Origin of the sequence: Actinocrinis sp. (assembly GCF_035946395.1) — a bacterium.
Classification (GTDB): domain Bacteria; phylum Actinomycetota; class Actinomycetes; order Streptomycetales; family Catenulisporaceae; genus Actinocrinis.
In genome coordinates, this window is record NZ_DASYZI010000363.1 from 1 (window position 1) to 12,899 (window position 12,899).

Consider the following 12,899-nt stretch of genomic DNA (forward strand, 5'->3'; position numbering starts at 1 on the left):
GGCCCCCCCCCCCACCGCCGTCAGGCTTCGGTGCCGTTTTTCAGTTCTCTGAGTCGAGCCGCGCCGACCCTACCGCGTCGCCGGCTCACAGCCCGTTGATCGGCAGGCTGCTCAGGGGCAGACTGCCCAGCGGCAGACTGCCGAGCAGCGGGAGCCCGGAACCGGCCTGCGTGATGTTGTTGAGCGTGCCCATCACCTGCTGCTGGAGCGAGCCCAGCGAACCCGTCAGCTGGCCGAGCTGGCTCTGAACCTGCGGCCACACCTGCTGGCTGAAGATGCTCGCCGCGGGGCCTGCCCAGACGTTGGGGTCGGTCAACGCGGTGCCGTGCGCCACGATCTGGTTCATCAGGTCGTTCAACGCGCCGAGCGAGCTGTTCAGCTGGCTGATGTGGAGGTGCGCCTCGGCAGTGACCTTGACGGTTCCGTCACTCATGTTTCGGTCCTGATCCGTATCTGTGTCGGTTGGTGCCGGGACGCCGTATCGCCATTCACCGGCCGTGCAGTGGAGAACTTATGGGAAGACCCGATCAGTGGTCGTCTACCGGTCGTTGGAATTCCCCCGTACCACGGTCGTTGTACGCAGGCCGTCCGTGTCTTCCCGACGCGACAGGCTCGGCGGGTCCGCGGGACAGCGCCGCCAGCACGAGTTGCACGCCGTCCATCCCGCCGTCGGACACCAGATAGCCCCGGCCCGGCAACGGGGCCATCCGGTGCTGGCGCGGCAGCGCGACGCCGAGCATGTCGCCGTCCATGTCGTGGTCGGGGGCGAGCAGCACGCCACAGCGGCCGTCGCGCACCTTCTGTGTCCACAGGCCGAACTGGCGCCGGATCCCGTCGCTACGCCCCGCCGCGACCACGTGCCTGCCGGGGCCCGACTTCACGATCCAGCGGTCGAGCACCCCGAGGGCGTCGGGAACCGTGTCCGCGTCGTCAACCAGGAGCAGAGTCCTGCCGCCGATGGGGGCGAGGGTGGGTTCGAGCTCTGCGTAGTCGGTGCACACGACCACCGGGGCGGGCAGGTCGCGCAGCGGGGAGCGCCGGGGCGCGAACGCCACCACGGTCGGCGGGTCCGCCGCGGCCAGCACCGTGGCCGCGATGGCGATCAGGGCACTGCTGCGGCCGGACCTGGGCGGGCCCGCGATCAGCGCGTGTTCGTGCTCGTACAGTCTCAGCGCGGCCGGCGCCAGGTTGCTTTCGGTGAACCCGACCGGGATGGACCACGGTTCCGCGCCGGTCGCGGCGACGGCGCCGGACAACAGCAGCTGATCAGCGTCGATGCGTTCCGGCAGCAGCATGACGGGATGCGCGGTCCGCTTCGCGCCCGGCCGGCGGCGCACGACCTCGGCGACGGCCGACGCCAGGTCAGGACCCGGATGGCCGATCTGAAGAACCTGCCGTGTCGCGACGACCAGCGCCCGGCCCGGCACGTATCCGGGGACTGCTTTGCGGGGGATGTCGAAGCCGCCGTACTCGTTCGGATCGGCCAGCCGCATCAGCAGCTTCTGGCGGCTCAGCGCCGCCCACGCGCCCGGGATCGCCCCGACCCGGTCGCCGGTGGCGACGATGTGCAGGCCGACGGCCGGGCCGTCCGCGAAGATCCGCTCAAGCTCGTCCAGCACGCCGAGTCCGGCGAAGTCCTTTTCGAGCTCTGATCTCAAGGAGCCGACATTGTCGATGAGGACCAGCCACCGCGCGGGCGAAGCCGTCACGCCGGGGCCATTCACATCATGTCCGCTGACACCATGTCCACTGGCACCGGGTCCGTTGACACCATGTCCGCCGACACCGCCTCCGCCCACACTGCCCGTCGCGACACCGCGAGCACCCGCGCCGCGCGCCGCCACGTTGCGCCCGCCGCCCGCCTTCCGCAGTTCCAGTTCGCGCCGCAGCATCCTGATCAGCCGGATCTGCCGCGCTCGCTCCGCGGCGCGGATGTACGCCCCCGTGTGCGGCAGCCGCTCCAGGGGCGCGAGATCGCCGGAGCCCATGTCGAGCACGTAGACGTGCAGGAGGTCCGGCGGCTGCGCCGCCGCCTGCGCGAGGGCCAGCGCGGCCAGCGCGGTCGACGCCCCGGCGCCGACCGCGCCGTAGATCAGCAGGTTTCCGGCGGCCGGATCCCAGCCGACCGGATACTGCGCCTGGCGGTCCGGATCGTCGGCGACCGCCAGCGCCGGCAGTCCGCCCACGTCCGTCTGGATGCCGCGTACCGCGGCGCCGAGCGCGCCCAGCGCGACCGTGGTGGGCAGCGGGTCCGGCCAGGGTCGGCGCGGACGGCCGATCCCGGCGGCGGCGCTCGCTCTGCGAGTCGCGTCGACCAGGCGGGTCAGGTCGCTCGGCCCCTCCTCGCTGAGCGCCGTCCCGCCGGCCGTCGGCGTCGCGCCGTCGGCCGAAGCGGATCCGGCCCGGTCGCCCGACGTCAACCGGAACGGTAGGAGGGTCACTCCGCCGGCAGCGGCTTCCGCGGGAGTCACGCCGGTCGAAAGCGCTGTCTGCACGGGCAGCACCTCGTTCGCGCTGACCCGGTAGAAGCCGCGGCCCCACTGCCTGCTGCCGATGAACGCGGCGGCCGGCGAGTCGATCACGTCCTGCGAGTCGGCGGTGCTCTCCAAACGCAGCGCCAGGCGCAGTTTGACGTTGTTCTTGATCGCGTCGCTCACCGCGCCGGAAGGACGCTGCGTCGCCATGACCAGGTGCATGCCGAGGCTGCGCCCCCGCTGAGCGATGCTGACGAGCGCGTCGACGAACTCCGGCAGCGCTTTGACGAGCGTGGCGAACTCGTCGATCACCACCACGAGCCGGGGCATCGGCTCCAGCTCAGGGCGCTGCGTGTCCCGCAGCCGCTGGTACTCGCGCACGTGGCTGAGCCCGACGCCGCGCAGCGCGTGCTCCCGGTAACGCAGTTCGGCCTCCAGGCAGCGCAGCGCACGCTCGCCGAGTTGCTCGTCGAGGTCCGTCACGAGGCCGACGACGTGCGGCAGCCGCGCGCACTCGTCCAGTGCCCCGCCGCCCTTGTAGTCCACCAGCGCGAAGGTCAAGTGCTCCGGATCGGCGCCGACCGCGGTACTCGCGATCAGGGTACGCAGAAGCTCGCTCTTGCCGGAGCCGGTGGTGCCCGCGATCAGCGCGTGCGGGCCGTCGTCGTCGAGATCGACCTCGAACACCTCGCGCTCGGCCACCCCGAGCACCGCGCGCACCCGCAGGGTCCGCACCGTCGCGTGCCAGCGCGCGGCCACCGCCGCGTCGAGCGGCCCGGCCAACTCCAGCAGCGGCAGCAGGCCGACCCGGTCCGGCAGCCCCGCCCCCTCGGCCTTCAGCTCCGGATCCTCGAACCTGGCGAGCGCGCGGGCCAGCCCGCGAGCGCCGTGCCGCGTCATACCGGCGACCAGGACCTCGTCGATCCGCTCGCCGGTGGCGACCCGGCGCAGCGCGCCGGCACCGTCGGGCGTCACCGTCAGAACCTCGGTGCACAGCGCGGGCAGCCGCCCGGTCAGCACGATCCCGGCCACCGGTCCGGCGGCGCCGCCGAGCACGTCCCGCAGCGAGCAAGGCCGGCCCTCAAGCAGGGTCGCGCCGTCGACCACGGCCAGCAGCACCGGGGTCCCCGGCGTGCCCTGCCCGGCCGAGGTCCCGCTCCGCTTGAGGTCCGCCTCCCGGCCGGCCGCGGCCGCGGCGGACTCGGACAGCAGGTTGCGCGCCAGCGCCTCGCACCGTTCCGCGCCCACGGCGACCAGGCGCGACGCGCCGGATCGCGGATCGGCGCCGTGCGGCAGCCACTTGGTCCAGTCCCAGTCCGCGATCCGGTCCTCGTCCACGAACAGCGCGACCGCGACGTCCGCCGGGCCGCTTCCGGCGACCGCCTGGCAAAGCGCCGCGCGGGCCGCGGCGAGCGCCACCGCGCGGTCGCCCTCCAGCCCGAGCACCCCGCCTTCGGCGAGGTCGACGGCCACCGGGACCTGCGTCAGCCGCGCCGCGTCGGCGACCGCTTCGGCGAGCAGCGCGTCAAGCTCCTGATCGCCGCGGCGGCCTCGGTCCACCGGCGGCTCCCAGCGCTGGTCGGCCAGACCGGCGGAGATCTTCAGGAAGTCCGCCGCGCCGGGGCGCCGTTCCCACAGCCGCAATCCCGGCGCCGACGCCCGGTAGCACAGCTCCGCCGGGTCAGGGTACTGAGCGTGCAGCCGGGCGATCTGCTCCTCGCGCCGCGCCGCGAGTTGCTCGCGGGCCTCGACGAGGCGCGCGGCGTACTCGCGCTTTCCGCGGCGCAGGCTGAACCTGCCCCGAGTGCGGTCCTCCAGCATGGTTCCCAGCATGATCAGCGGGCTGATGATCGCGAGAAAGGCGAACGCGAGGTTCTTGAGCACCAGCACCATGACCACCGCGAGAATGAGCGGCGCGACGATGGCCGAGATCCGCAGCGGCTGCCCTTCGGTGCGCCGCGGCGGCTCGGGCAGGCGCACCGGCGGCGCACCGGCCGGTGTGGCGACTCGCGGAGCACGGTTGAACGGCAGCGTGCCGCCGGCCCCGGCTTCCCGCGCCGGATCGATGTACTGCACCGGGCCGAGCGCTTCCGCGGGTAGCACCCGGAACGCCACCCGGCCGGCCGCGCACACCACGTCATCAGGGCCGATGCTCACCGGGTCGGTCAGCCGGGCGCCGTTGAGGTCCGTGCCGTTGCTCGACCCGAGATCCGCGACGGTCACCGCTCCGTCGTCGGCGACGTCGATCTCGCAGTGCAGGCGCGACACGTCGCGACAGCTCACGCGCACGTCCGCCTCGTCGCCACGGCCGAGCCGGAAGCGTCCGGGCGGCAGCTGTACCGACAGCCCCGCGTCAAGGCCACCGATGATCCGCAGCACCGCGCCCGGATTCGCCCGCATCGTCGCGGTCCGGTCGTCGTCCCGGCGGAAACCGGGATCGGGGGCGGCGGCACGGTGCGACGCCCGCGCGCCGACCGCGACCTGCGACCCCATGACGAGTCCCGATCCGGTCAGCGCGGCCCCGGGCGGCACCTCCCGGCCGTCGATGACGAGTCGGCCGCCGGGCGAGCCCAGCGCCGCCGCGAGGTCCGCGACCACCGCATCCGGGCGGCCGAGCCGCACTTCCCATTCACGCTCGACGCCGCCGTCCCGATGGACGAACCTCATTGCCTGCCCCACGCTCTGTTTTGCACGTACTTTTCGAGCACAGTCTTTTCGAGCACACTCGACCGCAGCGCGCGACGCACCGCGCACGCGCCGGTCAAGCGTTTCAGTCGGACTCGGTCCACCGCGTTCCCCGCAGGTTCACAGTCCGTGCGGCGCGTGCAACGTACGCAGCAGGGCGTAATACCGCAAAGGTTTACCCAAGGCTGCGATGAAGCCCTTTGCGATTGAGGACAGGCCGCACCCGCGATCACTAGGTTGTGCGGATGCTCCGCTTGCACGACGCGGCGAGGGCCGTGATCTCAGCCATCGCCTCGATACCGCCGACCGTCGCCGATCTCGCCATCGCCGCGGCCGTCACCTGGTACTACCTGACGACCGCGACCGGTTACTACCCGCACTCCGGCCCGCGGCGATTCGACGCCCTCGCCGTCGCGCTGACCCTCGCGGTGGGCGCGGCCCTGGTGGTGCGGCGGCGGTACCCGCTGACCGTGATGGCCGGATGCGCCGCTCTCGTCGCGGTGTACGAGGCGCGCGGGTACTGGCTGAGCCTGAACCAGATCGGTCTGCAACTGGCGTTCTTCACGGTGGCGTCACGCCGCGGGCGGCTCTGGACCGCGGCCGCCGCCGCGGTCGCGTACGCCGAGCTGATGTACGGGAACGTACACGAGTGGGTGGGCTCCACCTTCGACATCTGCCTCGGCACCCTGGCGTGGGTGCTGGCCATCGCGATCATCGGCGACGGAGCCAGGAGGCTGCTGGAGAGCCATGCGCTCATGGCCGAGTACAACGAACAGCTCCAGCGCAAGCAGCGCGACCGGGAGCAGCGCGCGGTGCTGTTCGAGCGCATCCGCATCGCCCGAGAGCTGCACGACGTGACCGCGCACCATCTCTCCGTCATCGCGGTCCAGGCCGGTCTGGCGCGCTACGTGCTCAACTCGGACCTGGAGACCGCGGACCAGGCGCTGCGCACCATCTCCGAGGTCGGCAGCGAGGGGCTCGCCGAGTTGCGCCGGCTCATCAGCCTGCTGCGTCCGGACGACGACGAAGCGGGCGCCCGCGCGGCGGCGGACGACCGGCCCGCGCCCGGAATCGCGCAGCTGCCGGTTCTGATCGAGCGGGTCGGGCTCTCCGGCACGCCGTCCGTCTACACGGTCGCCGGGCGCCGGCGCCCGCTGCCCGCCGGGATCGAGCTCTGCGTTTACCGGGTGGTGCAGGAGTCGCTGACCAATGTGCTGAAACACGCGCCGGGCTCGTCCGTGGACGTGCGGCTTGAATACGAACCGGAACACATCCGGGTCACCATCGCCGACGCCGGCCCGCACGGCATCCCGCCCCAGCGGTCCCGCACGCCGCGGTCCGACGCGGCGCAGGCCACCGGCCACAGCGGCGCCGGAGTCGGCCTGACCGGCATGCGCGAGCGCGCGGCGCTGTACCGCGGCGAACTGTCCACCGGGCGGAAACCGGACGGCGGGTTCGAGGTCTGCCTCACCCTGCCGGTCGACTCGACAGCCCTCGACGACACACCCGGCGAGCAGCAGGCGCCCGCCGCCGCGGTGACCGATCCGGCACGCCTGGTGATCTAGCAGCACGACCGTTTGAAAATCGCGCCCGGTGGAATCCGGCGTGGCGATTCGTCGGTCGATCGGGCCGCCGCCGAGTCGTCACATCGCGCACGTCCTGCGACATTGGTTCTGGTGGTGAGTGCGTATATGGCCGACCCTACGAATTCAGTCCCCCACGACGGTGACAACGCGGGTGACGGCGCCGCCGGCGCGCTGCTGCGCCGACGCACCGTGCTCGGCGCAGCAGCGCTCGCCGCGATCGGCGCGGGCACGTACCTCGGCGTTTCCAGCTACTCAAGCAGCCCGCCGCCGCCACCGAAGGCGAGTCCCAAGCCGAGCCCGAAGCCGAAACCGACGCCGACACCCCCGAAACCGACGCCGCTCGGAAACCCGCTGACCGGCATAGGCGTGGCAGGCAGGGTCCTGGCCGCGAAGATCGACAACGTCGGCTATCCGCAGTTCGAGCAGTCCGGGCTGAACTCGGCCAGCCTGGTCTACGTCATCCAGGTCGAGGGCGGGCTGAGCCGCTACCTCGCCGTCTTCGACAGCAATCACGCCCCGGCCCGGGTCGGCCCGATCCGCAGCGCCCGGCAGACCGACATCCCGCTGCTGGCCGCCTACGGCCGCGTCGGACTGGCCTACTCCGGGGCGATCTACGGATTGCTCAGGCCCCTGTCGAGGGCCAACCTACAGAACATCACCCCCGCCGACGCGATGCGGCTGTTCAGCAACGGCGGCAGCGACCCTACCTACATCAGGCCGCACGACGTCTTCGCCGCCTACCCGCACCTGGCCCCGGCGCAGGACATCGGCCTGCACTTCGGCGCCGCGCCGCCCGGCGGGCAACCGGCCGCCTTCGTGAGCGTATCCATGCCGAGCGCCGACTTCACCTTCACCGCCTCGCGCAGCCAGTGGCTGCTGGCGGTCGACGGCCACCAGGCCTTCACCACCGACCAGGGCCGCACGAGCATGGACAACGTGATCCTCCAGCACGTCCACATCAAGCGGGGCTTGTACACCGACCACAACGCCGGGCACCCGGACAACGAGGCCTTCTCGCAGACCACCGGCAATGGCGCCGCCGACTTCTACCGCGACGGCCGGGTCTGGCACGGCCAGTGGTCCAAGCCGACCGACACGTCGCCCACCGCCTACACGGTCGGCGGCGCCCCGTTCCCGCTGCGGCCCGGCCGCACCTGGATAGTGCTGGACCCCATCGAGCACGAGGTTCCCTGATCACTGATCACCGATCACCTCGCCCTGCGCACGTGCAAGACTGACGTGGTGGCTGACGTCGCGCTTGAGTTCCATCCCGTCACCGCCGAACGGCAGTGTGACCTGGAGCGGTTTTCCCAGCGCCACGGCAAGTTCCGCTACTGCTCGTGCATGCGCTGGCGGATGACCAGCACCGAGTTCAAGGAGTCGACGAAAGAGTCGCGGATCGCGGAACTGTCCGCACACGCCGTCAAGGGGACGCCCGTGGGCGTGCTCGCCTACCTGGACGGCGAACCGGTCGGCTGGTGCTCCATCGCGCCGCGCGAAACGTACCGGGCGCTCGAACGCTACCGCGCTCTCCAGCGCATCGACGACGAACCGGTCTGGTCCGTCGTGTGCTTCTTCGTCGACAGCAAGGCGCGCAGACGCGGCATGACCACCGGCCTACTGCGCGCCGCCGCAGACTACGCCGTCGCCGCAGGTGCGCGTGTCGTGGAGGGCTATCCGGTCGAGCCCACAGCACGGCTGTACACGTACATGGGATCACCCGCGACGTTCCGAGCCGCAGGCTTCCGCGATGTCACGCCGCCGGGCCGCGACCGCCGAGTCATGCGCTTCCAGCCAGACTCACCCGACTGACCCGGACCAGCCCGGACTCACCCGACTGACACCGCGCATCACCGCCCGTCACGCAACAGCGTCGATCCACGTTTCCAGTTGGCGGGCCCGCGCCACCAGAATCAGCGGCCGGATGAACCGTGCCAGTATCCGTACGATGCCCCGAATACCCAGAATCCGGATGTTCGGCTCTATCAACAGCTCGATGGCGCAGTGGGTCGCAGTCGACGAACACGCACCCGCCTGAGCCGCGCACCACTCACGCCAGCAGTTCCTCATCCGCGGCGGGCACAGGTGCGGGGGCTGCGGCTGGGAGCGAGAGCACCATCGTGATGCCGCCGCCGGGCGTCTCCTCGGGATTCAGCGTGCCGTCCATCGCCTCGACCAGGCCGCGGGCCAGCGCGAGGCCGAGGCCGGTGCCGGCGCCGTTGTCGCGGTCGCCGAGGCGCTGGAATGGACGGAAGACCAGGTCCCAGGCCGCCTGCGGGATGCCGGGGCCGCGGTCGATGACGCGGATCTCCACGTGCTCGCCGAGGGCTGAGACGGTGACGGTGACCGGGGAGTCGGTGTGCCGGACCGCGTTGCCGATGAGATTGACCACGGCGCGCTCCAGCAGCGGGGCGTCCGCGATCATGGGCACCGAGTGCTCGATGGGCTCCAGGCAGACGCGCTGCGCGGCCTCCGGGACGTCGTCTATGGCGTGCGGCAGGATCTCGCCGGGATCGACCAACTCCAGACGCGGCTTCAAGGCGCCCGATTGCAGCCTGGACATGTCCAGCAGGTTCTCCACCAGCCGGGTGAGCCGGTCGAGCGACTCGTCGGCGGCTTCGAGCAGTTCGACCCGATCGGCGAGCCGCAGGTTGAGGTCGGGGTCGCGCAGCGTGCTGACGGCGGCCTTGGCGGCTGCCAGCGGTGTGCGCAGGTCGTGCGAGACGGCGGCGAGCAGAGCGGTGCGCAGCTTGTCGGCGGCGGCGAGGCTGGCGGCCTCGGCGGCGGACTTCGCGAGGCGGCGGCGTTCGAGTGCGGCGGTGGCCTGCGCGGCGAAGGCGGTCAGGACGCGCTGGTCGGCGGCGGGCAGCGTCCGTCCGCGCAGCGCGATCACCGCGTCGGGACCGGCCTCGACCACGGTGTCGGCCTGTCCGGGGCAGGCCGCGCAGTCGGCGCCCGTCGAGGCGACCACGCTCCAGCGCGACGGATCGTCGTTGTCGTCGGGCAGGTGCACGTCGGCCCGGCCGCTGTCGGCGGAGGCGCGCTGGAGCATGACCACGGACGCCATGCCGAAGGTTTCGCGGAAGCGTTCCAGCAGGGCCGCGATCGCGGAGTCGCCGCGCAGCACCGAGACGGCGAACGCGTTGAGGGTCTCGGCTTCGGCGGAGGCACGGGCGGCACGGCGGGTCTGCTTGACGGCCAGATCGACGACGGAGGCGACGGTCAGCGCGACGATGGCGAAGACCAGCAGGGCGATGACGTTGTTGGTCTCGGCGATGGTGAAGGTGTGCAGCGGCGGGATGACGTAGTAGTTGAGCAGCAGCGAGCCCCACACCGCCGCGATCAGGGCGGAGAGCAGCCCGCCGAGCCGGGCGACGGCGACGGTGGCCACCAGGAAGATCAGCACCTGGCTGGTCAGGTTCAGGCCGCGCGAGACGTGGGTGAGCAGGCCGGTCAGCGCGAGCGGGGCGAGGACGGCGGCGAGCAGCCCGCGCCAGCGACGCCAGCCCCACGAGGCTTCGCGCAGCGGGTTCGGCGGCAGCCAGGCCATTTGATCCATCCGGTAGTGCGCGTCCCTGGGCTCCTCGTGCGTGACCATGTGCACGTCGATGTCACCGGAGAGCCGGATGGTCGTCTCGCCGATGCCGCGCCCGGTCAGGAACCGGTTCAGCCGACTGCGCCGGGACGTGCCGAGCACCAGCTGCGTGGCGTTCTGGGCACGAGCGAATTCCAGCAGCGCGGTGGGCACGTCGTCACCGACGATGGTGTGATAGCTGCCGCCGAGCGACTCGACCAGGTGTCGCTGCGCCACGAGGGCGGCGGCGCTGGTGGCGACGGCCAGACCGTCGGAGCGGGCGATGTGCACGGCGAGCAGTTCGGCTCCGACGGCGCCGTTCTTCGCGGCGCCCCGCTCCTGATTGAGCACTGCCTTGATCGAGCGCTGCGCGATGCGCGCGGCACGGCGGATCAGCAGCTCGCCGGACTCGTCCCCGGGCAGCGCGACGACGACGCGTTCACGGGCCTCCCACACCTTGTCGATGCGATGGTCCTCGCGGTATCGCTGTAAGACCTCGTCGACCCGGTCGGCGGTCCACAGCAGCGCGAGTTCGCGCAGCGCGGTGAGGTTCCCGACCCGGAAGTAGTTGCTCAGCGCGGCGTCGACCTTCTCGGCGGTGTAGAGGTTGCCGTGCGCGAGACGGCGGCGCAGCGCCTCCGGGGACATGTCGACCAGCTCGATCTGATCGGCGGCGCGCACCACCTCGTCGGGCACCGTCTCGTGCTGGGCTATGCCGGTGATGCGCTGCACCACGTCGTTGAGCGACTCCAGGTGCTGGATGTTGAGTGTGGCGATGACCTCGATCCCCGCCTCCAGCAGGTCCTGGACGTCCTGCCAGCGCTTCACGTGCCGGCCGCCGGGGACGTTGGTGTGCGCCAGTTCGTCGACCAGCGCGACCTGGGGCCTGCGGGCCAGGACCGCGTCGAGGTCCATCTCGGCGAACGAGCGGTCCCGGTAGACGCGGGCGAGCGCGGGGATGGTCTCCAAGCCGTCGAGCATGGCCTGCGTGTGCTTGCGGCCGTGCGTCTCGACCAGCGCGACGACCACGTCGGCGCCGCGTTCAACGCGGCGGTGGGCCTCTTCGAGCATCTTGTAGGTCTTGCCCACGCCGGGCGCGGCCCCCAGGTAGATGCGCAGCTTGCCGCGCATGTCGCCGATCCTTCGGAATCTGCGGTTGCCGCGGGCACGGGTCGCGACCGCGGATGTCATTCTCCACCGTAATCGCTGTCCGCGGTGCGTGGCCCGTCGACGCCCACGGCGCGGATCCCCGTTGCGGAACTTGCGATCAGTGCGCTGTGCTACGGTGCTCGCCATGTCGAAGTGCGTGTTCGGATTCGGCCCGCGTGACAAGCGCGGCCGAGGCTCACGACCAGGGGAAACGTACCGAAAGTGACCTGGTCGCCGGACGAACTGATGAACACCGCGGTGCCGTTGACTCCGGTCGGGGTGCTGCGATTGCTGGCCGGCGCCGACCGCGCGCCCGGCGCCGAACCGCCGATCGTCGCCGTTCACGTGAGCGGTGGCGCGACTCTGAGCGGAGCCCTCGTCGCGGTCGGCGCGGACGCCGGGAACGAGACCCTGGTGCTGGCCGACCGGCAGACCGGCCGGCTCGGATATGCGGCGGTGGCGAGCATCGTCGCGGTCGAACTGCACAACCCGGCGCCGTTCCAGGACCTGCTCACCGGCGGCCGGGTGCCGCCGCCGCAGGTCGGCGAGCCGGTCAGCCGACTGGTCCTGCGCCGGGAGTTCGCGCCCGCCGACGGGTTCCCGCTCGCCGTGGACTGGACGGCGCTGCCCGACTCCGACCGGCTGACCGCCAACCTCGCCGTGCTGCTGCGCGGCCTGCGGGAAACCGTCGCGAAGGTGCGGGTCGACGAGATGGGCCGGCAGGCGTGGAGCGAGATCAGCACGCTGCGGGTCGAGCACCGCGCCGGCGTGACGTTGTCGGTCGGTCGCGGGCAGGGCGAGCCGGGCCGCGGCGAGCTGTCGGTGTACGCGGACCTGTCCGCGGCGCTCCCCCGCGCCACGGACCGCGACCTGTACCAGAAAATCAGCGCTCTGCTTTAATTCGAGGTTCGGCGATCGACGACGGACACGGTGTCCGGAACGTGAAATGTGAGGAGCTACCGATGGGTCTGGCTGAGCGCCGCGCGGCGGAGCGTTTCAAGAACGAAGAGTTCGCACTGTGGAAGACCCGGATAGACGGGGCCGCGGGCTTCGACGTCCCGGTCGAGGTCGCGTGGGACGAGCTGTCCGTGGCCGACTACGCCGACAGCTACGCCGAGTTCTTCCCGAAGGTGTACTTCCAGCCGCTGGTGGACGCGCTGTCCGCGATCACCGTGGACGACCTCGGCCGCGAGGCCCTGCGCGACGGCCTGACGAGGATCGTGATCAAGAACAGCGGCGTGTTCTACAACGCCTCGGGCTTCACCTTCAAGGGCGGCGTCCTGAGCATGGACCACCAGCCGCACAGCAACGTCGACTACGGCGACGAGCGGGCCAAGGGACTCCAGAAGCTCCTGGAAGCCGACCTGTAAGAACCCTGCGGCCAACTGCCCAAGGCCGACCGTCGACCTCCCGACGGTCGGCCTTTCCACG

The 12,899-nt window shown here is 71.5% G+C and carries 8 protein-coding genes; 5 read left to right on the forward strand and 3 right to left on the reverse strand.

Going from position 1 to position 12,899, the window contains the following annotated elements; genetic code table 11:
• Positions 1-85: 85 nt before the first annotated feature.
• Together VGS97_RS22460 and VGS97_RS22465 are read right to left on the reverse strand one after the other, a co-directional pair.
• Positions 86-433, reverse strand: coding sequence for a hypothetical protein (locus VGS97_RS22460; RefSeq protein ID WP_326855603.1), 348 nt, complete (start codon positions 431-433; stop codon positions 86-88).
• Positions 434-527: 94 nt separating this feature from the next.
• Positions 528-5,141, reverse strand: coding sequence for an FtsK/SpoIIIE domain-containing protein (locus VGS97_RS22465; protein ID WP_326855604.1), 4,614 nt, complete (start codon positions 5,139-5,141; stop codon positions 528-530).
• A gap of 263 nt (positions 5,142-5,404) precedes the next feature.
• Here VGS97_RS22465 and VGS97_RS22470 point away from each other — a divergent pair, with 263 nt between their 5' ends.
• The 3 genes from VGS97_RS22470 to VGS97_RS22480 all read left to right on the forward strand — a co-directional run bounded on the left by VGS97_RS22470 (position 5,405) and on the right by VGS97_RS22480 (position 8,557).
• The gene (locus VGS97_RS22470) at positions 5,405-6,724 is read left to right on the forward strand and encodes a sensor histidine kinase (RefSeq protein ID WP_326855605.1); all 1,320 of its coding nucleotides are present in this window, start codon (positions 5,405-5,407) and stop codon (positions 6,722-6,724) included.
• A 126-nt stretch (positions 6,725-6,850) separates the two neighbouring features.
• The gene (locus tag VGS97_RS22475; protein WP_326855606.1) at positions 6,851-7,939 is read left to right on the forward strand and encodes a DUF3048 domain-containing protein; all 1,089 of its coding nucleotides are present in this window, start codon (positions 6,851-6,853) and stop codon (positions 7,937-7,939) included.
• Positions 7,940-7,987: 48 nt separating this feature from the next.
• Positions 7,988-8,557: a GNAT family N-acetyltransferase gene (locus VGS97_RS22480; RefSeq protein WP_326855607.1), complete on the forward strand. Its 570-nt coding sequence runs from the start codon at positions 7,988-7,990 to the stop codon at positions 8,555-8,557.
• Between the two features lie 238 nt (positions 8,558-8,795).
• Here the strand turns inward: VGS97_RS22480 and VGS97_RS22485 are convergent, their stop codons facing one another.
• A complete protein-coding gene (locus VGS97_RS22485) occupies positions 8,796-11,450 on the reverse strand; it encodes an ATP-binding protein (protein ID WP_326855608.1) in 2,655 nt (884 codons plus the stop codon).
• A 240-nt stretch (positions 11,451-11,690) separates the two neighbouring features.
• Between VGS97_RS22485 and VGS97_RS22490 the strand changes: the two genes are divergently transcribed.
• Both VGS97_RS22490 and VGS97_RS22495 read left to right on the forward strand, forming a co-directional pair.
• The gene (locus VGS97_RS22490; RefSeq protein WP_326855609.1) at positions 11,691-12,368 is read left to right on the forward strand and encodes a hypothetical protein; all 678 of its coding nucleotides are present in this window, start codon (positions 11,691-11,693) and stop codon (positions 12,366-12,368) included.
• A 62-nt stretch (positions 12,369-12,430) separates the two neighbouring features.
• Positions 12,431-12,838, forward strand: coding sequence for a hypothetical protein (locus tag VGS97_RS22495; RefSeq protein WP_326855610.1), 408 nt, complete (start codon positions 12,431-12,433; stop codon positions 12,836-12,838).
• Positions 12,839-12,899: the final 61 nt, after the last annotated feature.

Bases quoted from the DNA above. Each gene is read 5' to 3' on its own strand.
- VGS97_RS22485 (WP_326855608.1), bottom strand. From the start codon at position 11,450: ATGCGCGGCAAGCTGCGCATCTACCTGGGGGCCGCGCCCGGCGTGGGC.
- VGS97_RS22495 (WP_326855610.1), top strand. From the start codon at position 12,431: ATGGGTCTGGCTGAGCGCCGCGCGGCGGAGCGTTTCAAGAACGAAGAG.
- VGS97_RS22475 (WP_326855606.1), top strand. From the start codon at position 6,851: ATGGCCGACCCTACGAATTCAGTCCCCCACGACGGTGACAACGCGGGT.
- VGS97_RS22460 (WP_326855603.1), bottom strand. From the start codon at position 433: ATGAGTGACGGAACCGTCAAGGTCACTGCCGAGGCGCACCTCCACATC.
- VGS97_RS22470 (WP_326855605.1), top strand. From the start codon at position 5,405: ATGCTCCGCTTGCACGACGCGGCGAGGGCCGTGATCTCAGCCATCGCC.
- VGS97_RS22465 (WP_326855604.1), bottom strand. From the start codon at position 5,141: ATGAGGTTCGTCCATCGGGACGGCGGCGTCGAGCGTGAATGGGAAGTG.